The sequence below is a fragment of the Bacillus sp. FSL K6-0073 genome, assembly GCF_038006085.1.
Lineage (GTDB): Bacteria > Bacillota > Bacilli > Bacillales > Bacillaceae_G > Bacillus_A > Bacillus_A cereus.
In genome coordinates this window covers 2540589-2561908 of the sequence record NZ_JBBOUN010000001.1, presented here as the reverse complement: position 1 = coordinate 2561908, position 21320 = coordinate 2540589, and the positions used below count along the sequence as shown (strand labels likewise).

Below are 21320 nucleotides of genomic sequence, written 5' to 3'. Positions count from 1 at the left end.
GTTATAGCTCCTTAATCTGCTTCGTAAGTTCAATAAACCGTTCATCCAGTGCTTTATATTCTTTGTCTTTAGAAGTTAAAAAGCTTAATTTCCCTAATACTTCTTGTCTCTCTGTTTCTAACGTTAAACGTAGCTCTTCAATATCATCTCTTGTTTTAGTAGGTTCTTCTAGCTGCTTTTGTATCGTATTGTTTGAAAACACGAGTTTTGTGTTAGTTGTTTTCTCCAGAAAATATCGATCGTGAGATACAATTACTAATGTTCCGTTATACTCAGCTAATGTATTTTCAAGTTGTTCACGTGAAGGTAGATCCAAGTGATTCGTCGGTTCGTCTAAAATGAGTACATCTTTTTCATCTAAAATATAAGCCATTAGCTTACACTTTACTCTTTCTCCCATACTCATATGCTCAATCGGCTCTTTCCATTGAGACGCTTGGAATCCTAAATGTTTCATTAAATTTTGGACTTTTCCTCGTTCTTCAAACGTCTCTTTAAAAAATAAATTTTCTGGTGTTTTATCAAGCGGTAAATCAAAAACTTCTTGTGTTAAATAGCCGATGTTTGCTGAAGGTGAAATCCATATTTCTCCTTCAGCAGTTTCCATTCCCATAATCATCTTCAGTAATGTTGTTTTCCCACTACCGTTTGGTCCAACAATCGCAACTTTCTCACCGTGCTGAATTGTAAAATTAACGTTTTCAAATAATACTTTCCCATGAAAGTCTTTTTTTAATTGCTTTACTTCTAAAAAGCGTTTTCCTACTTTTTTGTTCGCTTGAATAGAAAACTCAACTGAATACTCTTCTTTCACACGTTCTACTTTCGTTTTCTCCAGCTCTTTTTCAAGTCGTTTTCGTTTTGACTTCACTTGTGCATCCATTCGCTTCGCTTTTACACGATAGAATTCTTTCACACCTTCTTGTTTTGTAGACTGCGCGTGTGCCTTTTGTGACCATGAACTCAATTCTTTTATATGTGTTTCTACTTGTTCTATCTTTTTTTGCTGCTTTTCATATTCACGCTGCTGCGACTTTCTTTTTTGCTCACGTGCTTTCATGTAGCTCGTATAATTACCACTATGCTCAATTAATTTTTTGTCCTCAATTGACCATATTTTTGTTGCGACAACATCTAAAAAATATCGATCATGTGATACAACGATAACTGTACCTTTCATGTTTTTTATTTGTTTAATGAGAAATCCCGTACTGATCTCATCTAAATGATTTGTCGGTTCGTCTAATATTAAGACATTAGGATTTTCAGCAAATCCTTTTGCTAATCGAATTTTCAGCTTTTCACCACCACTTAAAGTATGAAAATCGTTCGTTGGCACGCCCCATTTCGCAAGAAGTTCTGCTTCTTTTGCAATTACATCATTACTAATAAAAGATTCTATTTCTTGCTCAACATATGCGGTTGTCATATTCATTTGCTGCCATTCAACAATCCCTTTTGAAGGCTCAATCTTTCCATTTATTAATTGAAGTAACGTTGATTTACCAGCACCGTTTTTACCAATTAATCCGATAACATCCCCTTGTTTTACTGTCACATTCATTTTCTCTAACAACATATTTTCTTTTATTTCAACATAAACATCATTTAATTTTAATAGTTCTTTCATAATACCGATCCCTTTCATTAAGGGAGAATAAAAAAATCCTCCCAAATAAATTTGGCAGGATTAGTCGTTAAAATATTTACACCCAAATAAGCTATTACGTAACATAAATAGCAATACCGTTCTATGGAAATTGGGCAGACTAATCCTATTTTTTAGAAATTGAAATTTATTGAATTTCAACATTTAAAAATAAGATTAGTTAATCATCGTCCACCTATCATTCCTTTCTGTCATTAATAACCATATTGTACCATGATAATACTGTATGCGTAAATATTATTATTTGTACTTCAAAAGCAATTATTTTTCTTCAAGTTTATTTTTACAATTTCATGTGCTCATATCTTTAATTTTTACTAATTTGTATCATTTATTCATATGAAAACTTTTTAAAAAATACAAAACAAGGCTAAAAAACTTATCTCCAACGTTCTTTAGCCTTGATCACTTTTTACACATTAAAAAATATTACTCGTACTACCGTACCTTTATCAACTTCTGAATGGATTTCTACACTATGTCCTAATTGCTTCGTAATTTCATATACGAGATATAGCCCCATTCCTGTTGATTCTTTAAAATCTCTACCGTTTTCTCCTGTAAAGAAAGGTTTGAAGACTCTTGGTAAATCTTGCTTCGGTATACCTACGCCATTATCAGCAATTTCAAGTATAACGGTATTACCTTCCTTACAAGCTTTCACTTTAATCTTTTCTCTACTACCTGATGAATATTTAATCGCATTCGATAGTATTTGCCCAATTAAAAATTGTAACCATTTCGCATCACTTTCTACAGTAATGTCCTTATCAATTTCAAGCTCTGGATATACAAAATTCCGGATAAAGAACCGTTTATGCTCATGTACCGAATCATTCACTATTTTATGTAGTTGTACTCTTTCTACATAAAAATCTTGTGTAAATGCTTCTAAACGTGCGACATACAGAGCCATTTCTAATCCCTTTTTTAATCGATCAGTTTCCTCATTTATACTTTCAAAACGTGAATCTACTTCATCCTGTGTAATTAATTCTATTACAGATAAAGGTGTTTTCATTTGATGAATCCACTGATTCATAAAGGTTAAATGGTCATTATTTTTTCTCTCTTGCATTTGCAGCTGATTTTGATAATGTCGATATTGCACCTCAAGTAGTTCTTGAAGAGCAGCCGATACAGCTGCAAAATCAGATTTTTGAACAGATTCATCCAAAGATTGCATCGGGTTTGCTAAGCGCTCATAAAAAGAACGATGTGTAAAATAACGAAACACTAAATAACTTCCTATAAAGAAAACACCTAGAAACATTGCATATAACGCCGTTGTAATATGATTATGCCCATCAAACCAATATACGAGAAATATAGCTAGTAGTTGAATTATAGTAAAGCAAATAAGTGGTATATGATCACGTATAAACAACCTTATCATTTTTCTATACCAGTATCCCAAGTAATATGCAATCTATATCCAACACTACGAATCGTTTCAATCGCACCTTCTATATGTAACGTTTGTAACTTTTTACGCACACGTGTTGTATTTACACTTAATGTATTATCATCAACATAAGATTCACTATCCCATAATTTATTAAGTAACACTTCTCTACTCACAACACGCGGATAATTTTTCATTAATGTCTCTAATAAAATAGCTTCGTTTCTCGTTATATCAATCTCTTCGTTTCTAAGTTTCAATACAAGTCTTTCAGGATATAAACAAAGGCCTTGTTGCTCAATCATTCGCTCTTCTAGTTTCGGTGCATAATCTCCATATGCACGTCTTAAATGACTACGAATTTTCGCCACTACAACTTCATAATGAAAAGGCTTCGGAATAAAATCATCGCCACCATTTTCTAACGCCATAACTTGATCCATCGTGCCTTCACGGGCCGAAATGAATAGTATCGGACATGTAGAAACACCGCGAATTTGACGACACCAAAAGTACCCATCAAAACTCGGTAAATTAATATCTAATAAAACTAACTCTGGTTGTTCATCTAAAAAAATGTCTAATACATTTTGAAAGTCCGATACAATAACTCCTTGATAACCATATTTCGCGACATGTGTTGATAATAGTTCTGCAATTTTCATATCGTCTTCTACAATCATAATTTTGACCATTATTGAACTCCTTTTTAATCCACATTCTCAAATATACTTATATAAAATAAATACTACCCCTTTTCACAAAATCCGTAAATTAAAAAAGGATGCTTTTATACAAAAGTATCCTTTTTCGTCCCTTATCTATTTAATATGAAATTTACTAAAAGTAAATCCTAGTTTCTCCACATAATCCATCCCTAATTCCATACGCGCCGTTTTCAACGGATCCACAACTTGGCAAACTTTTAAATTACCTGCTGCCGATAATAAAAGAGTTGCATCAGCTTTAGACATTGCTAATTCTTCATGTAAAAATTTCACCATATTATGTACAGCACGACTTGCTGCATCATCTAACAATTTCTCTGAAGCAATCGTCATCATTTTTTCTTTTTGAATAGCCATTGGTAACGGCCATTTCTTTCCTTTTATAATTTGAACTGTTACCGTTACCTCACCAGCAACCTCTACACCACTAACACCAATTTCACCATCACCCATTGCTGCGTGTAAATCACCTAACGTTAATAGTGCTCCTGGGACATTAACTGGTAGTAGTAATGTTGTTCCTTCTTTAATTTCTTTACAGTCCATATTCCCGCCGTGATCATGCGGTGTGCCACATGAAATGCTCTTTTCTTTCGGTGCAGTACCAATTACCCCAATCATTGGATTAATCGGGATTTGTAGTTCACTTGAAAACAAAACATGTTCGTTATGTATTGGGACAATTTTCACTGTATTTTCATTTAACTCATCCCCCATTACACCAAGGTTTGCACCTGTAGTTAAAACGCCCTGCTCTGCAATTTTAATTTTTTCAATCGTTACAACTAATATATCGCCAGGTTCTGCTCCTTTAATATATACAGGTCCAGTCGCTGGATTAATTCGATTCCAATCTAATTCTTGAAACACAATATCTTCAGAATCGATTTGATTTTCAAAGCAATCATATGTTTCAAATACAAGACTGCTCCCAATTTCCACTTCCATACACGGCTTATTCTCTGGTGACATTGAGTAAATGATATGGTCTTTATGAATTCGATACATAATACCTCTCCCTTTTATATTTATCTACTATTACTAATTAGCTTTTTTTATACAAGCTCCTCTTAAAATTAAATGTTATTTTTATGTAAAAAAGCACGCAGATTGTTTTATAACATACACTCTTTACTATAACAGAAAGGTGGTATCACTATGCCCCTTATTCCATACAACGAAAGTGATGTTGATTTACTAGCTCGTTTAATTCGTGCTGAAGCTGAGGGCGAAGGTCACCAAGGTGAGGAGTTAGTTGGATGCGTTGTAGTAAACCGTGTATTTTGTGATTGCTTAGATTTTAAACAACTCCGTACCGTACGAGACGCTGTATATCAAAGCCCCGGCGGATTTGAAGCAGTACAATATGGATATTTTTACCAACGCGCTCGTGAATCAGAAAAAGAAATCGCACGAAAAGTTTTACAAGGTGAATGGCGCTGGCCTGCACGATGGGCTCTTTGGTATTTCCGTCCAGTTGGAGCTTGTCCACCTGAATGGTATAATCAGCCATTTGTAGGACAGTTTAAAAGCCATTGTTTTTATGAACCAAGTGGTGATGAATGTCCGAAAATGTATTCACGATAGTAAAAAAGAAAACACCGAAAGTACCTGCTTTTATATATACTTTCGGTGTTTTCTTTTCATTCAAGTAATCTAATAGTAAGATAAAATATTTAACTCCTATAACATTTTATTAATCGAATATTCAACATGTACTGAAGTTTCTTAGACTAATAGAAACCAAATGGTATATAAGAGATTATCACTAAATAACAACTTTTAGTTTTAATGTATATATTTATTTATAAAAAAATGATAAACTAATTTACGCATTGGAAAAATTTTATAATGATAAAAAGGGGATCACTATGAAATTACTACGTTTATTTCTCATTCTAACTCTTGTTGTATTATTAAGCGCATGTGGTAATACAGCAGTAAAAGTCACCAAGGTTCAAAAAAACGGCGAAACAACTTTAAACATTGGCTCCCTGAAAGGGTATTACGATGTACAAACGATCAAAACTGAACAAGGAAATGTACAATTTCCTTTTGATGCAACCGTTGAAGAGGGTACAATTTTATTACAAATCACTAAAGACGATAAGGTCATTTACGAAGAAGAAGTCACTTCTCAAAAAGAAGGTTTACTTTCTTTTGAAGCACCAAAATCTGGATCTTATAATTTAATTGTACGCGTAAAGAACGAAAAAGAAAAAGCAAAAGGTATACAAATACATACAAAACTATAAAAAAAACGGCAAGCGAATTCTAGCTTGCCGTTTTTATTTCTAACTCAATTTTCATAATATATACTTATCGATTAAACGAATTGTTTTGTGTATACTTCATCTTTATTTACATTCTATATTTAGACATTATTCTTAAAAAATCTTCTAAAATAAAAATTAAGTTATGACTTCCGGAATTTTAGTTTAATTACCTAAAAAAATTCTTTATCGCTTCTAATTGAATTTTATGACTACACTCATCACAACAATATGCCCCGTTTGGTTTCTCTTTAAATCGCTTATATTTTTCACTGCCTTCGTAAACACGAAATATATTCTTACAAGAAAAGCAAACAATTTCATAAAACATCATATGCATTTTCCTCTCCTTGTTTATACACTTTTTTAATCACTTGTGAGAAGGTCATTTTTCTACAGTATAAATCTTAATATCCTCTGACTAAAAGGTTTACCTCTATTCTTATCGAATTATATTAATATCTTATAACGCGAGGTGAACATCTTGTTCAGTAATATAGAATTAGTTTTAGATGCTAAAGCAAGTTTAGCTGAAGGACCATGTTGGAATGAAAAAAAGCAACTTTTATATTGGGTTGATATTATGGAGAGAAAATTATGCATCTACAATCCTACCGCTAATACGAACCGAGTAATTGCACTCAATCAACAAATTGGCTGTGTTGTTCCATATTTAGAGGATGTACTACTCTTAGCTATGGAAAAAGGCTTTTATTCTATTAATGTAAATACCGAAAAACTGACACATATTTTTGACCCTGAACCACATTTAATAGAAAATCGTTTCAATGATGGAAAATGTGATCCAGCTGGTCGTTTCTGGGCAGGTTCTACAGATACATACGGTATGAATGCTGCAGGTTCCTTGTATTGTTTACATCATAATTTAAGTGTAGAGAAAAAAGTTTCACATGTAAATACATCAAATGGAATTGCTTGGTCACCTGATCATACATACTTTTACTTTATAGATACACCTACTAAAAAAGTGGTTCGCTATCAATATAATATACGTACTGGAGACATTCATAATCCAAGTGATGTAATCAATTTCTCTGAAAATGATGGTCTACCTGATGGTATGACAATTGACGAAGAAGGTTGTTTATGGATTGCACATTGGGGAGGTTCAAAAATAACTAGATGGAATCCATCTACTGGAGAACAAATATTAAATATTCCAATTCCAGCTTTATATGTAACATCATGTACATTTGGAGGACCTAATTTAACAGATTTATATGTTACAACAGCCAGAACAAGAATGACGGATGACGAATTAAAAGAGTATCCACATGCTGGTGGTATTTTTCGAATTCAAACAAATATAAAAGGTTGTCCTACATATGAATTTTGCAATAAAAATATTGGGGCTGAAACAATATGAACCGTATCGATTACATAAGACAAGAAGAAAAGAAATATCACGACCTTTGCTATGAACAATATAAACTATTTGAAATTGGCTCTTGGCTGTACAAACCGGTTAAAACAGTTATGGACTTGATGGATCACTTTGAAGGACAAAACAACTTGCAAGTACTTGATCTTGGCTCTGGCGTCGGTAGAAATAGCATTCCAATTGCACAAAAATTAAGAAATACTAGCGGCACTGTTACATGTGTTGATTTACTTAATTCCGCTTTAACAAAGCTACAAACTTATAGCAAAGAACATGATGTATTCGAGGTTATAAAAACAGAACAAGCAGAAATTGAAAACTATCATATTGACTCTAACGCTTATGATTATATCGTTGCAGTATCAAGTTTAGAGCATGTTAAATCAAAAGAAGATTTTAAAAAAGTGCTCCATTCTATGAAACAAGGGACAAAAAACGACGGTATTAATTGTTTAATTATTAACTCTAACATACAAGAAATTGTTTTAAAAACGAATGAAGAATTAGAAGCTTTAATTGAAATTAATCTCCCAACTGATGAAATGATACATCTATTAAAAAGTATTTATAAAGGATGGAAAGAAGTAAAAGTTGAAATAAAAGAATTAGCTTATAATATAGTTCGTAATGAAAGACACATTCAATTAAAAACAAATGCTATAACGTTTGTAGTTCAGAAATAATCGTATAATAAAGATATGGTTATTTCTCTCAGATTTATTTTTATTGCACGAAATTTGCAAGTATAAATATTTATGAAACAAAAAAATAAAAGAGCACTTGTTTCCGCAAGTGCTCTTTTGGGGATTTTGAGATACCCTATTAACGAAAGTTAAGGTTACTTAAAGTTAAAAGGTATTTATATTATATGCTTGTCCTTTTTATTTGTGCATAATCAATATATAAACATCTTTAATCATTCTTAATAACTTTTAGTTATCGTTCTTTCTTACATTTTATCATTAAGAAATTGATTGAAGGTTTATTTACTATGTTCTTATTTGGTTCATCAATTTCCGAAACTTGTACTAATCCATATTGATTAAAATCTTTTTTTATAGATTCAGAATCATAGAAGAACATTTTTACACCTTCCATTATCTCATAATAATCTTTATCCAACTGTTTTCTTTTTCCGTACATGGGAGCTTTTTTAGAAACAGTTGTAAAAACCATATATCCTCCTGGTTTTAACTGATTATAACAATCTTCAATAAATTTCTCTCTTTCCTGTCCATTCAACAAATGAAGAAGTGCATGACTAAATATCCCATCATACAGTTTATTATCAAAAGGCATTTCGTTTACTGTACCGTGATACATACTAACATCTTCTAGTCCGTTTTCTCTTGCTAAATCGATCGCTGTTTTCGAAATTTCAATACCTGTTACATTTATACTATTTTCGATAAATACCTTTGCGTTTCTACCATATCCAATACCGGGAACTAATATGTCCTTAATGTTCTTTTCTAGAAAAAAATCTTTTGTCAAAATTGCAGATTCTGTAGGTTCAAATCCCCACATTGTTTGTTTCTCAATAAAACTTGATTCCCAAAATTCCATTTTATTTTTATCTCCTTATTCTTATCTCATGTTTAATATCACATGAAAGACCTATTCATTTTAACGCTGCTTTTTTCACCACAGTCACTATAGCTCCATTGAATATAGCATATTAATAAGCCTATATCTAATTTAAAGATTGGCTGAATATCTATTCTAAATATTAACTTTTACATTTAGAAAAAATAAAAAATGCCAATAATTCAATTGTATATTGGCATTTCACATAAGAAATTATCTTTTTATTTTGTGCTGATCTAATGTTTTTTCTAACATTTCTAAAGTTATCGGTTGAGCTTTCTCTATTAATTGATAACCAATACGTCCATTCGGCTCAGCTGTAACTTGCTGCAAAATCTTTAAATCATGTATTCCTTTTTCTCTTAATTGCATATAAAGTTGTTGTTCAGACATTTTTGCCTTCATCAAGTTCGCTTTAATAATCTCTCCATTTTCAACAATTACAAAGCTACTGCCATTTAGGAATTGTTCCGCCTCCCTTGATTTCAGTTCAAAGAAATGAATGATAAGAAGTACGCTTGCAAATATTACAGCTGCAAATATAGATGGGACTACTTTCCTACTTAATACAGGCTCTACAATAATACGCGCAATTGATACTACTATGATGATTTCAGCTCTTGTCATTTGGCTAACAGATTTACTACCTGTCATTTTTAATGCAAGAATCCCAGTGAGAATTAAAATAATGCTTTCAACAATAATATGCATAATAGCCCAATCCTTTAATGGTAAATGTTATTAGCATTCTAGATGCACTTTAAACTTTTTGGTGAAAATTAAAACTTACATATATAGAAAATGGATCTATTTAGATCCATCTTTTTTCAATAAGAATTTGATGATCTATTTTCTATTGTCAAAAAAACAAAAGCACCCAAATGGATGCGTATAGATTAAACTTATTCATTATTACTTTCTCCACTTTGATCATCAACTGATTTCGAGTCTAACATGCTGCCTATATCAGGCGGTAAAGCTAGCTCTATACCAGCTACTGGTTGATTATCTTCATTAAACCATTGTTTCTTAAATTTACTCAATTCTTCATTTTTCTTATTTCCATCCATATTCCCCCGCCTTTTATGTACGTGATATTAAATACTTTACTTAATATGTACATTGAGAAAGATAATATACGATTTGTACATAATGAAAGAGCAACACCCCTTCTCACTTTACACAACCCGTTGTACCTATAAAAAATTCCCGTACATGTTACTCCGCGCTCTGTTACCATATTAGTGTCGAAACATATGTAGGCTATGTGACAAGTATCTGTTTGTTTTGTTCATTATTCATATGAGACAAATACTTTTAAAGGAGTAATTATTCCTTGACTTAATTCCTTAAAACATTAAATGCGTCCTGTATATAAATGTGAAAAATGAAGAGTTATCTAACGAAGATCTTCTAAGCTTATTTTGTGTACGATATCACTATGAAAAAACCCCAAAGTTACTACGAGAAGACGTCATGAGCGATGTTGTCATTGTTTTAGATACGGACTATATTTATATTCCTAATAGATAACAGTAAATTAATTGAAATGAATAGAAATTACGATTCAGCTAAGTGTTTAATAAAATAAGTAAATGCCCAAATTAATGTCGCAAATTGAGTGACAAAATACATTGTCCATTCAAAACCAGTCAATTTTCTCTCTCGTCTTACCTTTTTTAAATATCTGTAAAATATACATGTACTTAAAAACATTAGTAATAACGATAATTGCTGTAAATCATCGACTATACGTATCCCCATAGACTCCATCACCCTCCCATTCAAAATAAATGCTATACTTTAAAGATATCATCTATTGGTAGTTTATTTCCATTTAAAACAATTATGTCCTAAACAAAAAGAGCACTCAACAATCAGGTGCTCTAAAAAGTATTAACGTAACACTTTTCTTCTACTTGTTATAACTCAGTTCTATCACTTTCGGTATATGATTGCTATCATATTTCTTCGTATAGATTTCTCCATTTGGAGTAACTAATTGTAATACAATCTCACCACAAACACCATTTGGTATTTCAAATTTACCTTCTGCATTTGAAATACTGTGTTCCTTATTTTCAATAGAATCTTCATAAATTTTCACATTAGATATAGGTTCGTTATTTTGATCTACGATAATGCCTCTTGAATACTTACCAATCGTGATACATTGATCATCTTTTTTATAATAATTAATTAGAACGATAGCTCCAATTATTATAGCGATACACACAAACAAGAGAATTATTTTGCGTCTTACAACAAACCTCCTTTTTCATTTTTTTCTTTTTTAAATTGGAAGGTTATATGTTCCAATTGTTTGATTTCCTCCATTATTTTACGAATTCCTTCTTCCATCCTATCTTCCTTCACATTCGATACGTTTAACTTTAATAGTCTTTCTTTCGGAAAACCTCTCACATAATTTTTATCAATTGTATCAATACTTATTTGTTTTTCACTTAGTCTTTGGAAAAACATTTCTGAAATACTCGTTTTATGTAATTTTAAACAAGTATGAATTCCGATTGTATTATGCTTTTTATATGTGAATAAAAGTGGGTTTTCACTATGAGTTCTTTCTAGTGTTTCTGCTAATTTTTTAGATCTATCGTGATAGGAAGATTTAATTTTATTTTTATGACGTTCAAACATGCCACTCTTTATATAAATTTCTAAAGCAGCTTGAGATATCATTGGGCTATCAATATCTAAAATCTTTTTATATGTATAAAAAGCATTCGCAATAATCGGTGGAATAACTGCTACACCAACTCGTAAACCTGGAAAAATGATCTTCGAATAACTTTTCAAATATATGACATGATTATCATGATTCAAGCTATATAACGGATCAGCTTTCGAATCCGTTTCTAAATCTGCTAAATAATCATCTTCCACTATAAATACATTATATTTCTTAGCCAATAATACGATTTTTTCTTTCTCATCTTTAGAATAAGAAGTTCCAAGTGGATGATGAAATCTTGGTATTGTATAAAAGAATTTTATTTTACCTGTTCGAAAAATACGTTCCAATTCATTTAAGTCAATCCCTTCATTCGTACGTTTAATACCGATTACAGGGATTTTATTTATTTCTAGATATTCAATATATAGATGATATGTTGGTTGTTCAATTAATATCGTTTCATTTTCATTTGGAAATGGTATTGAGGTTAATATTGCTAGCGCCTGCTGTACACCTGACGTTATAAAAATATTTTCTTCTTTAGTGAAGACTTGATAGTTTCCTAATTGTTTTTGAATGACCGGAATTAAAGACGGTAAACCTTTTGGCGTCCCATATACGAACAAGTCATTTTTATATGTATCAATGGCTTTATTAATACAATGTTGAAAATCTAAATATGGAAAAACATCTGGATCTGGTGCTGAGGAAGCAAAATCAATTATCCCATCATTTTCTACAAAACTCCCTGACTTTCGAACAACGTAGTATCCACTTTGAGGGACGGAATAAATAATATGACGCTTTTCTAATTCATGTAGTGCCCGTATAACTGTCGCCTTATTGCATTCATATTGCGTAACAAGCGATCGTATAGACGGTAATTTCTTTCCTTCTTTTATTTCTCCATGTTGAATCATGTTTTCTATATCATTAAAAATATGTAAATACTTATACATTATTTCACCCCTTATGCAAGGACTTAAAAATATTCCTCATTCTTAAGCAAACAGAAATACATCCCTTCTACCACTTTAAATTTTAACATTATTTCACATTTTCTTCTCTTAACAAGGAAATTACAATTAATAAGTAGAATATCTCCATGAATGAATAAAAAGTGAGGGATATGTCATGCAGCGCTTAAATACAATTGATATTAGTAACGTTCTAGAATTAGAAAAAACTCTTTCTACTTTATTAAATAAAGAGATTTCTTCAAAGCTAGAGCTTGAAAACTGGTTAAAAAAACAATCTACAGTCATTTGGGAAATCGAAGAACAATTAAGATCACACTATATCGCCTTTCAATGTAATACAAATAATAAAAAAATAAAAGATACTTTTGAATATGATCAACAATATGTACGACCTCTTTTGAAACGTTATCAAAATTCATTTGATAATAAATATTTAGAGTCACCTTTTCGGATGGAACTTGATCCAAAAACGTATAGCTTACTAGACAAAAAAATTAAGAATGCGCAAACATTATTTTGTGAAAAGAACATTGATTTAGAGATAACTGAAGACAAACTAGTAACAGAGTACTTCGAAATTACAGGTGGTTTAACTGCACTATGGGACGGTGAAGAGAAAACAATTACTGAACTACAGTCTTACTTACAAGATCCGGATCGTCATATACGAAAAAAAGCAAAAACGCTCATTTCCGAAAAGTTTTTATCTGTTGAAAATAAATTACAACAGATATTAAATGAATTAATTGCAATCCGTCACCAAAAGGCGCAAAACATTCAATTAGATAATTATCGTGATTACATGTTTAAGAAATATGAACGATTTGATTATACACCTGATGATTGCTATGAGCTCGCTGAATCTATTCGTGAATACGTAGTACCACTTATCGATAAAATGTTTAATGAGAAAAAATCTGAACTTCAAGTAGATAGTCTTCGTCCATGGGATTTAAAAGCAACCGCACCAAATCAAAAAGTATTAAAACCTATCGAAGATGCGAGTGATTTAGTCGAAAAAAGTTCTCGCATTTTACACAAACTAGACCCGGAATTTTCTGCATTATTAAGCCGTATGCATAAAAATAATTGCTTAGATTTAGAAAGTCGTAAAGGAAAAGGACCTGGAGGATTTTGTGAATACTTACCTGCTTCGCAACTATCTTTTATTTTCATGAATCTCAATCATACACATTATGACGTTACTACTTTCCTTCATGAAATGGGTCATAGTATTCATAATGAGTGTATGAATCAGCTAGAGCTACAAAAATATTTAGAAATCCCTTCTGAATCAGCTGAGCTCGCTAGCATGACAATGGAATTATTTTCGATGGAGTATTGGGATACATTTTATGAGAATACAGAAGAATTTATAAAAGCAAAATTAGATTTCTTTAAAGATATTGTTAAGTACTTACCACAAATGCTTATCGTTGATCAATTTCAACATTGGATGTATGAAAATCCTAATCATACCGCTAAAGAAAGAAATGAAAAGTATTTAGAATTACATAAAACATACCAATCGAACGTCGTAAATATTGAAGGGTATGAAAATTGGATTGCAACTGGCTGGTTACCTGTACTACACATATTTGAATTACCATTCTATTACATCGAATATGCTATCGCACAACTTGGGGCGTTGCAAATGTATAAACAATATAAACAAAATCCTAATCAAGCAATAGAAAATTATAAAAAAGCTTTATCATTAGGTAGCTCTAAATCTTTACCGGCAATATATGAAGCGGCTGGCATTCGTTTTGATTTTTCTGGAGAAACGATTAAAGAACTAATGTTATTTGTAGAGGACGAATTAGAGTCACTTGAACAATTGTAAGAAGGAAGCTGTTCCTATATTTTAGGTTCAGCTTCCTTCTTTATTTTATTTATCAATTTTATGTACTGAGAATCACCATATCCGATTGTTGGAAAAAGATAAAACAACTTTGTTAATAATTCTTGATTTGATAAACCTTTATTTTTAGAGATGAATTTCATTACGATATTATCTTCTTTTAGCATTTCTAAATATAAATCTATAGCTTGATACATTACAGGTGGTACTTTATGATAAGTCTTTTTATGGTTTACTAATACTTCATTGTATATAGTAGAATAATCCCCCAATTCAAGTTCAATTTGATTTACTTTAAATTCATCCTCCCTGAAACTATTTAAGTATACTTTCCCTTCATAGCAAGACTGTTCTAGATATGAAAAAATAGTAAGTAGATTCATTTGGCAAAACATATCTTCACCAAACCATAAAACAATGCATTTATACTTTTTCGTAAAAAGATTTTTTAATGGATTTATGACCTTTTTTGTATAACTTTCTACTGAACTGTTATGTCCTTCCGCTCTTGTTTTAATAAAGTCCTCATCAAAAACTTGTGTAGTAGCAGGGTTCACACACATCGCCTCATTAAATGGTGCATAATCAGAATCACCCATTAGCTTTTTATTTTTAAATTCTTCATACATAACTTGACCATTTAATATGTTAAGTACCTCTTTATCAAATAGCTCACTCTTCCTATTTCGCAACTGTTCAACCTCTATTTTTCTAGAAATATTCATATTAAACGCCCCTTCTTTATTTAAATTTAGTTTAAGAAATGATTGAATAGACATTTTGTTAAGTTGATATTCTCTTGGATTCATTCCAAAAACATTTTTACATATTCGATTTAGCCGTTCCTATTTATAGTGCGATAGAATATTCATTTGCTGGAAATGGGAATATCATTGACTATGAACATTCTATTACAAAAGCACTATTTGAAGGCTACCAAGAGGAAAATGAACTACCAAAAGAGATGATAGACAAGTTTCCATTATTTATTAAATTAAAGGAGATTTTTGAATATAGCTTAATGCATATGTATTGGGATAAAGAAGAATTAACGGAGGAACAAGTACGGATTATGAACCTTTATAGGATGAAGATCGAAAATAAGAATACCTATATCAATATTTAAGAACGCTGTTGTTTAACTACAAGGAAACTTTGGTTAAACAACAGCATTTATTAATTTGCTGACAGCCTTTTTTATGACTTATAAATACTGATTCAATAATCTTTTCAAATACACTTCATTTTGCGGTGATACTTTTTCAGAAAATCTAGCTGCAATAATAATAGGAGCCCATTGAAAAACTTCATCTCTTGATAAGCCGGTACGACTGCAATATATATGTAAATACATCTCAGCTAATTCTACCGAAGATTGTGAGTACAACAAGTATGTTCGAAATACATCTGCGCGAATATCACCTGAACTTGCATCTACCCAGTCTATAACTTTCACTTTCTCTTTCCTTACTCAAAATCAAATTAAATGGATGGAAATCTCCATGACATAGCCTAAAATCAAATGTAATAGAATCTAATTTTTGTAATATATTCTTCTTTTTGCTTGCATCCAAATTATGTACAGATTTAATTTGACGCTCTAACCTTTTCCTCATTAACTCCATTTCATCTGTATTCACACGTATAGCATGGATCTTTTTTTGCTCATTAACACAAAGGCCGATATAACGCTCTGCCTCATTCAAATTATTAAGCAGGAGATCACCAATGTTCTCCCCTTTTACATATTCCATAATAATTGCCTGTCTATCGTGTATCTTTGTCACTTCAAATACGTTTGGAACTGGCAGCCCGCATGAATACGCATATTTTTGTTTGTTTGCTTCCTTTATAGACTCTGTATCTGAGAGGTAATCTTTAAATAATTTTACAACCTTATCATCAGTTAAATAAATTTCTGCTGTATTCCCTTTTGCAATCGGATTACCTAAAACCACTTCATTTCTCCCCTTAACATAAATTAAAATAACACCTTGTACTTCTCTTTAAATTCACTATAACCCTAGTTAAAACCTTCTTCACGAATATACAAAAAACTTACCGCTTTTCATCCTTAAATAGAAAGCGGTAAGTTTAATTGTTTAGGAATATCAGAATGAAACTCTGATGTATGCACAATTGAAAATGTATATCCTTGCTCAATAAATGATACTTCATTACATTTCCATTCAAATGATACACCATTTTTCTTAAAGTTATTTTGGATTCGCTGTAAAAATGCGACGTCTGGTGTTCCGAAAGAAACGTGTACTTTCGGTGATAGAGCTTTCATCGCGATTGGAATCCAAGGTCGCTGCCACCAAGTTGCGACGACATAAGCAGTGCCACCAACTACAAAGTTAAAAATATCCCCGTCTTCCATCGTTTTCATATTTAGATTTGATTTCAGCCATTCCCTAAAAATAGGTACACTTTTAACAGGAAGACCAATTTCCCTTACATATAAAATGTTTAAAGGTGACTGCGGTACTAATACATCTTCTTTAACATAACTATGCGCGATAATTTCGAGTAGATTTCCATCTCCGTCTTTAAAGTATAAATTGAATCGACCCTCCTCTTCATCAATTATATGACCATCTTTCCATTTTGCAATGAGTAATCCAGACTCCTCAAGCCATCTTGCTGTTTCATGAAATTTTGAATATGGGATTTCAAAAGCAAAATGTGCAGGTGCAATTGGTTCATACACTTCTTGAAAACTAATTGTTGTATAAGGTGTTACTTCAAATTGAATGAAAGATGCTGTTTCTTTTTTTATTGGAAAAGATAATATGTCCTTATAAACTTGTTTTACCCCTTCTATGGAAACCGTTTGTAGTTTTATATCTGATATATGTGTAATCACTTTACATTCCCCCTCATTTCTTATTATCTATTCGTATTGTATTACACTTATAAATAGATAAAATCAAACGGAAGGATGGATTTTTCATATAGAAACTACAACTTTAGTATGAATATGTTAGCTCCAATTATTTTTTATTTCTGCTATAACAATTTCTGGTTTATCCCAGTGCAACATGTGGGTAGTATCAGGAATTACTTTTACTATACTGTCAGTTTTCTCTTTGAAAACATTTACTGTCTTATCTCTATAATCCGCCCAAACTTGTGGAACTGTAGCTCGAAGTAATACAATATTAGCCGGCAGCTTCTCATATATATCTATCGTTTCATCTTTATGCATACCTCTTATTATATTACTAGCTGTATTCCCCCTGGCATGCCACCATACTTTATTATCCATTTCGACCCCTAGGTCCTTTACAGCAACTTCTAACAATGAAGACCACCTAGTATAAGCTTCTTTTTCACTTTTGAAAAATTCGTCCCAATTATTAAAAACGTATTCATCAAAGTCCTTTTTATAATAAGCAATTTCTTCTTCCAACGTTTCTTCTTGAAGCCTTTTTGTTTGATATCCACCATCAATAAGAATACTTCCTTGTACTTTTTCTGGATGATGTAACAAATAAAATAACGCTACAAAACTTCCCCATGAATGTGATAGAAAATAAAAGTGTTCGATTCTCAATTCATTTAACCAATTTGCTAAATTGTGCATCTCATAATCTTCCGTTCTTTCAAAGGGCGGTGTTTTACCATGTCCAGGTGCATCAACGGAGATAAATCTATACTCTTCTTTTAATTCCTCAGCAATTTCTATAAAACTTAAACTCGTACTTCCTAATCCATGTAAACAAAAAATAACAGGTTTATCATTATTCCCCCATTCAGTAATATGTACGTTTAATTTTTCATTGTTAATATAGTAACGTTTCAAAACATTCATCCTCTATATTTCGATTTTTCAATTTACACTTTATTTATTTCTATTATTTCCAAGTATTTCCTGTATTCTTTTCCACACAAAAAGCTGCTTTTCTTTAAATGAAAAGCAGCTTTTACGCTAAAATATATTATAATTTAACAGCGATAATCATAAATCTTTTTGAATTTGTATGAATCCCTTTTTCAGAACTATTCGTGTCAATGAACTTTTGTAAAATAGTAAAATCCTCTTCCTCTTCTCCAAATCTAGGAATAATAGGCGTATGTTTTAATAAGAAAATGAGATCTTCAGGCGTATTGTAATAATCAGTAACATCATATTCACGTACTTGCACGAGATCAAATCCTGCACTAATAAGTTCATCCATATACTTTTCTTTTAAAGTGCCATCTCGTTCACCTAAGCATTGTCCTCTGCCAAATGCTTCTTTCAGGTTTAATTTATCATTCTCACTTACTTGTTGCGTTAAGAAAAAGGCACCTTGTTTCATTACTTTTGCTAACTCAGATGCTAGAAACGGTGCGTGACAACTAGAAGCGATATCAAAATGGGCACTCTGAAACGTTAAAGCTTCAGAACCCATTTGAAGAAACTCAACATTTTGTACACCTGATTTTTTCAAGTTAGAATGTGCCGTTTCAATCATGCCGTTAGAATTATCAATTCCAATTAACAATTTAGCCGAAGATGCTATATTAAGTATATTTTCCCCTCCGCCTGTACCAACATCAAGTAGAGTGGCTGATGGTTTACATCTTTCTTTTACTTCTCCATAAAAGTCCCATATTTCTCCTACAGTTTCACTTTTTATTTTACTAAAATCCCATCCATTTAATCTTCCTACTTTATCATAAAAGCTTTTGTACTCTAATTCATTCACCTTATAATTTCCCTTTTGTAAAAATAAATTAAATATGTATTATAACCTGCAACACTGTTTAATTATATGTTATAAAATAAAAATTATTAAAACAACATTTCACTTCGCACTACATTTAGTTTACATAACAATTTTATAGTTTATCTTTAACTATATGTTCTAAATGTCTTCTTCCCCAACTACACATACTATCCAAAACAGTACTGACTGTTTTTCCATGCTCAGTTAAGCTATATTCTACTTTAGGTGGTATTTCTTGATAATGCTTATGAATCTTATAAATCTCTTTCTCTTGTAAAAAGGCCTGGCCATAATAATGAAATTGCACATACTGTTCTATATTTAATGCAAAATAGTTTTACTACGGGTAATGTATTATTTCCAGATGGAGAGTACACATATCATTAAATTATTTAAGACAAAAGCCCCTTATTACAGTGGCTTTTGTTGCTAATTTAAACATTGCTGAAGTAATATAGGATTCTCTTTTATTAGTTCTGCTAAAACAAAAGTTGTGGAAAAGGTCGTAAGATTAACTCTTTATCTAGCAATCCTTTTTGTTCTCGAATCATTCCGCCTCATCCAATAAAAGCCGCCCTAATTTCTATTCCCTACACTTTTATATAAAATTAAGCTTATAAAGGTAGGATTCAACAACTTCTTACAGAATTCTATATTTAATACGTATTGGACGGATTATTTTCAAATTCCTCTTTACTAAAGGTGGTTCATACAATTGTGAAATTTGTACAAGAACGAAGATTAACTGTCAAGACAATTTTTTCAAAAGAATACAAGATTTTTATTTTTGGTTTACTCATTTCACGAATCGGGGATTCACTATATACTTTTGCACTGCCTTGGATTGCATATCAATTAACTGGTTCAGCTGTAATTATGAGTTCTTTATTTGCTGTTAACGTATTGCCAATCGTTTTATTTGGCCCTTTAGTTGGTGTACTAGTTGATCGATATGATCGAAAAAAGTTACTTTGGATGGCGGATATCACCAATATTATTTTAGTAAGTCTCGTACCAATTTTACATGCATTACATATATTAGAAGTCTGGCATTTATACGTAATTACTTTTATCTTAGCAGTTATGTCCATGCTTTTTGATGTAACAACAGTTACAGTCATTCCACACATCGCAGGTGCATCATTAACGAAGGCTAATTCTTTATATCAAATGGTTAATCAATTGGCTAGTTTGTTTGGTCCAATCATAGCTGGGCTTTTCATATCTTTTATTGGCGGCTTTCAAGTACTTTGGATTAATGTTCTTTCATTTATTGCTACATTAATTGCTGTGATTATATTACCTTCTATGAAAAACTTAAATAAAAAGAATACTGATAAAAAAACATTGCAAAATGTACTAAATGATTTGTTTGATGGATTTAAATGGCTCAAAAATGATCGGTTAAATATAGCTTTGTCACTTCAAGCTATGGTAGGTAACTTTGGAGCAAGTGCTGTTTTAGGTGTACTTATGTATTATTTATTATCGACATTAAATCTTACCTCCGCACAAAGTGGCTATAATTATACTTTAATAGGAATAGGTGGGCTTTTAGGAAGCTTAATTGCCGTTCCTTTAGAAAAGAAATTTCGACGTGGTGTACTTATTCCTTTACTCCTATTTTTAGGAGCGCTTGGGTTAACATTTGCTTTGTGGAGTACATATTGGCTTGCTCCCGGAATTGCTTTCGGAATCGCGATGACATGTAATATCACATGGAATACGATTGTTACATCAATTCGCCAGGAAACTTTTCCATCCAATTTGCAAGGACGTGTTTTAGGTTTTTCTCGTGTACTTACACGATTAGCTATGCCATTAGGCGCATTAGTAGGTGGAATTATTTCAGCCTACAATCCTGTATTTATATTTGCTTTAGCTGCTTTTACTAAATTAATTGAAGTCTTTATTGCCTTATATAGTCCGATACGAAAACTGTAAAGAGGGAAAAGTACATATTTTGAGATATTAATAAAATAAAAAAGGCATAAAACAT

General features: G+C 31.6%; 22 protein-coding genes and 3 pseudogenes. 8 read left to right on the top strand and 17 right to left on the bottom strand.

Annotation, left to right across the window (positions count from 1 at the left end; genetic code table 11):
- Window position 1: 1 nt before the first annotated feature.
- The 4 genes from abc-f to MHB52_RS13280 form a co-directional block, all read right to left on the bottom strand.
- Complete coding sequence (gene abc-f, locus MHB52_RS13295; protein WP_016117980.1) at window positions 2-1630, bottom strand: ribosomal protection-like ABC-F family protein; 1629 nt, start codon at window positions 1628-1630, stop codon at window positions 2-4.
- A gap of 451 nt (window positions 1631-2081) precedes the next feature.
- Window positions 2082-3065: a sensor histidine kinase gene (locus MHB52_RS13290; RefSeq protein WP_061664621.1), complete on the bottom strand. Its 984-nt coding sequence runs from the start codon at window positions 3063-3065 to the stop codon at window positions 2082-2084.
- Window positions 3062-3769 carry a response regulator transcription factor gene (locus MHB52_RS13285; protein ID WP_000238990.1) on the bottom strand — a complete coding sequence of 236 codons (708 nt, stop codon included), beginning with the start codon at window positions 3767-3769 and terminating at the stop codon, window positions 3062-3064. The genes MHB52_RS13290 and MHB52_RS13285 overlap by 4 nt, the downstream gene beginning before the upstream one ends.
- A gap of 126 nt (window positions 3770-3895) precedes the next feature.
- Window positions 3896-4810 (bottom strand): acetamidase/formamidase family protein, encoded by a 915-nt coding sequence (locus MHB52_RS13280; protein ID WP_016117979.1) that lies wholly within the window; start codon window positions 4808-4810, stop codon window positions 3896-3898.
- Between the two features lie 150 nt (window positions 4811-4960).
- Here MHB52_RS13280 and MHB52_RS13275 point away from each other — a divergent pair, with 150 nt between their 5' ends.
- Entirely contained in the window at window positions 4961-5389 is a 429-nt protein-coding gene (locus MHB52_RS13275) for a cell wall hydrolase (protein ID WP_061664623.1), read from the top strand.
- Window positions 5390-5673: 284 nt separating this feature from the next.
- On the top strand, window positions 5674-6057 hold the full coding sequence (locus MHB52_RS13270; protein WP_000771814.1) for a BA_1872 family lipoprotein: 384 nt from the start codon (window positions 5674-5676) through the stop codon (window positions 6055-6057).
- A gap of 187 nt (window positions 6058-6244) precedes the next feature.
- Here the strand turns inward: MHB52_RS13270 and MHB52_RS13265 are convergent, their stop codons facing one another.
- Window positions 6245-6415 (bottom strand): DUF2197 domain-containing protein, encoded by a 171-nt coding sequence (locus MHB52_RS13265; protein ID WP_000551047.1) that lies wholly within the window; start codon window positions 6413-6415, stop codon window positions 6245-6247.
- Window positions 6416-6559: 144 nt separating this feature from the next.
- Between MHB52_RS13265 and MHB52_RS13260 the strand changes: the two genes are divergently transcribed.
- On the top strand, window positions 6560-7462 hold the full coding sequence (locus MHB52_RS13260; protein ID WP_000492422.1) for an SMP-30/gluconolactonase/LRE family protein: 903 nt from the start codon (window positions 6560-6562) through the stop codon (window positions 7460-7462).
- Window positions 7459-8160: a class I SAM-dependent methyltransferase gene (locus MHB52_RS13255; protein WP_001079461.1), complete on the top strand. Its 702-nt coding sequence runs from the start codon at window positions 7459-7461 to the stop codon at window positions 8158-8160. Before MHB52_RS13260 ends, MHB52_RS13255 begins: the two co-directional genes overlap by 4 nt.
- Window positions 8161-8413: 253 nt before the next feature.
- On the opposite strand, the gene MHB52_RS13250 is transcribed toward MHB52_RS13255, so the two are convergent.
- The 6 genes from MHB52_RS13250 to MHB52_RS13225 form a co-directional block, all read right to left on the bottom strand.
- Window positions 8414-9043: a class I SAM-dependent methyltransferase gene (locus MHB52_RS13250; protein WP_016117978.1), complete on the bottom strand. Its 630-nt coding sequence runs from the start codon at window positions 9041-9043 to the stop codon at window positions 8414-8416.
- Between the two features lie 234 nt (window positions 9044-9277).
- Window positions 9278-9775, bottom strand: coding sequence for a DUF421 domain-containing protein (locus MHB52_RS13245; protein ID WP_000547582.1), 498 nt, complete (start codon window positions 9773-9775; stop codon window positions 9278-9280).
- 191 nt (window positions 9776-9966) lie between these two features.
- A complete protein-coding gene (locus tag MHB52_RS13240) occupies window positions 9967-10134 on the bottom strand; it encodes a hypothetical protein (protein WP_000348947.1) in 168 nt (55 codons plus the stop codon).
- Between the two features lie 490 nt (window positions 10135-10624).
- A complete protein-coding gene (locus tag MHB52_RS13235) occupies window positions 10625-10828 on the bottom strand; it encodes a hypothetical protein (RefSeq protein WP_016117977.1) in 204 nt (67 codons plus the stop codon).
- A gap of 151 nt (window positions 10829-10979) precedes the next feature.
- Window positions 10980-11300: a carboxypeptidase regulatory-like domain-containing protein gene (locus tag MHB52_RS13230; RefSeq protein ID WP_061664625.1), complete on the bottom strand. Its 321-nt coding sequence runs from the start codon at window positions 11298-11300 to the stop codon at window positions 10980-10982.
- A gap of 23 nt (window positions 11301-11323) precedes the next feature.
- Entirely contained in the window at window positions 11324-12718 is a 1395-nt protein-coding gene (locus MHB52_RS13225; RefSeq protein WP_061664627.1) for an aminotransferase-like domain-containing protein, read from the bottom strand.
- Between the two features lie 175 nt (window positions 12719-12893).
- Here MHB52_RS13225 and MHB52_RS13220 point away from each other — a divergent pair, with 175 nt between their 5' ends.
- Window positions 12894-14585 carry a M3 family oligoendopeptidase gene (locus MHB52_RS13220; RefSeq protein ID WP_016117974.1) on the top strand — a complete coding sequence of 564 codons (1692 nt, stop codon included), beginning with the start codon at window positions 12894-12896 and terminating at the stop codon, window positions 14583-14585.
- Between the two features lie 14 nt (window positions 14586-14599).
- On the opposite strand, the gene MHB52_RS13215 is transcribed toward MHB52_RS13220, so the two are convergent.
- Window positions 14600-15412, bottom strand: coding sequence for an AraC family transcriptional regulator (locus MHB52_RS13215; RefSeq protein ID WP_137026215.1), 813 nt, complete (start codon window positions 15410-15412; stop codon window positions 14600-14602).
- Between MHB52_RS13215 and MHB52_RS13210 the strand changes: the two genes are divergently transcribed.
- Entirely contained in the window at window positions 15403-15729 is a 327-nt protein-coding gene (locus tag MHB52_RS13210; protein ID WP_002061429.1) for a hypothetical protein, read from the top strand. The genes MHB52_RS13215 and MHB52_RS13210 overlap by 10 nt on opposite strands.
- A gap of 78 nt (window positions 15730-15807) precedes the next feature.
- Here the strand turns inward: MHB52_RS13210 and MHB52_RS13205 are convergent.
- From MHB52_RS13205 to MHB52_RS13185, 5 genes and pseudogenes are all read right to left on the bottom strand, one after another.
- Window positions 15808-16561: pseudogene (locus MHB52_RS13205) on the bottom strand (aminoglycoside phosphotransferase family protein).
- A gap of 116 nt (window positions 16562-16677) precedes the next feature.
- The gene (locus MHB52_RS13200; protein ID WP_061664629.1) at window positions 16678-17472 is read right to left on the bottom strand and encodes a VOC family protein; all 795 of its coding nucleotides are present in this window, start codon (window positions 17470-17472) and stop codon (window positions 16678-16680) included.
- A 117-nt stretch (window positions 17473-17589) separates the two neighbouring features.
- The gene (locus MHB52_RS13195; RefSeq protein WP_061664631.1) at window positions 17590-18411 is read right to left on the bottom strand and encodes an alpha/beta fold hydrolase; all 822 of its coding nucleotides are present in this window, start codon (window positions 18409-18411) and stop codon (window positions 17590-17592) included.
- Window positions 18412-18547: 136 nt separating this feature from the next.
- Window positions 18548-19300 (bottom strand): class I SAM-dependent methyltransferase, encoded by a 753-nt coding sequence (locus MHB52_RS13190; protein WP_061664633.1) that lies wholly within the window; start codon window positions 19298-19300, stop codon window positions 18548-18550.
- 133 nt (window positions 19301-19433) lie between these two features.
- A pseudogene (locus MHB52_RS13185) lies at window positions 19434-19568 on the bottom strand (winged helix-turn-helix transcriptional regulator); the annotation flags it as partial.
- Here MHB52_RS13185 and MHB52_RS13180 point away from each other — a divergent pair.
- A pseudogene (locus MHB52_RS13180) lies at window positions 19565-19708 on the top strand (SDR family oxidoreductase); the annotation flags it as partial. The pseudogenes MHB52_RS13185 and MHB52_RS13180 sit on opposite strands and share 4 nt — an antisense overlap.
- A gap of 330 nt (window positions 19709-20038) precedes the next feature.
- On the top strand, window positions 20039-21265 hold the full coding sequence (locus MHB52_RS13175) for an MFS transporter (RefSeq protein WP_061664635.1): 1227 nt from the start codon (window positions 20039-20041) through the stop codon (window positions 21263-21265).
- The last annotated feature ends 55 nt before the right edge of the window (window positions 21266-21320 follow it).

Bases quoted from the DNA above. Each gene is read 5' to 3' on its own strand.
- abc-f (WP_016117980.1), bottom strand. From the start codon at position 1,630: ATGAAAGAACTATTAAAATTAAATGATGTTTATGTTGAAATAAAAGAA.
- MHB52_RS13290 (WP_061664621.1), bottom strand. From the start codon at position 3,065: ATGATAAGGTTGTTTATACGTGATCATATACCACTTATTTGCTTTACT.
- MHB52_RS13285 (WP_000238990.1), bottom strand. From the start codon at position 3,769: ATGGTCAAAATTATGATTGTAGAAGACGATATGAAAATTGCAGAACTA.
- MHB52_RS13280 (WP_016117979.1), bottom strand. From the start codon at position 4,810: ATGTATCGAATTCATAAAGACCATATCATTTACTCAATGTCACCAGAG.
- MHB52_RS13275 (WP_061664623.1), top strand. From the start codon at position 4,961: ATGCCCCTTATTCCATACAACGAAAGTGATGTTGATTTACTAGCTCGT.
- MHB52_RS13270 (WP_000771814.1), top strand. From the start codon at position 5,674: ATGAAATTACTACGTTTATTTCTCATTCTAACTCTTGTTGTATTATTA.
- MHB52_RS13265 (WP_000551047.1), bottom strand. From the start codon at position 6,415: ATGCATATGATGTTTTATGAAATTGTTTGCTTTTCTTGTAAGAATATA.
- MHB52_RS13255 (WP_001079461.1), top strand. From the start codon at position 7,459: ATGAACCGTATCGATTACATAAGACAAGAAGAAAAGAAATATCACGAC.
- MHB52_RS13250 (WP_016117978.1), bottom strand. From the start codon at position 9,043: ATGGAATTTTGGGAATCAAGTTTTATTGAGAAACAAACAATGTGGGGA.
- MHB52_RS13245 (WP_000547582.1), bottom strand. From the start codon at position 9,775: ATGCATATTATTGTTGAAAGCATTATTTTAATTCTCACTGGGATTCTT.
- MHB52_RS13240 (WP_000348947.1), bottom strand. From the start codon at position 10,134: ATGGATGGAAATAAGAAAAATGAAGAATTGAGTAAATTTAAGAAACAA.
- MHB52_RS13235 (WP_016117977.1), bottom strand. From the start codon at position 10,828: ATGGGGATACGTATAGTCGATGATTTACAGCAATTATCGTTATTACTA.
- MHB52_RS13225 (WP_061664627.1), bottom strand. From the start codon at position 12,718: ATGTATAAGTATTTACATATTTTTAATGATATAGAAAACATGATTCAA.
- MHB52_RS13220 (WP_016117974.1), top strand. From the start codon at position 12,894: ATGCAGCGCTTAAATACAATTGATATTAGTAACGTTCTAGAATTAGAA.
- MHB52_RS13215 (WP_137026215.1), bottom strand. From the start codon at position 15,412: ATGAATCCAAGAGAATATCAACTTAACAAAATGTCTATTCAATCATTT.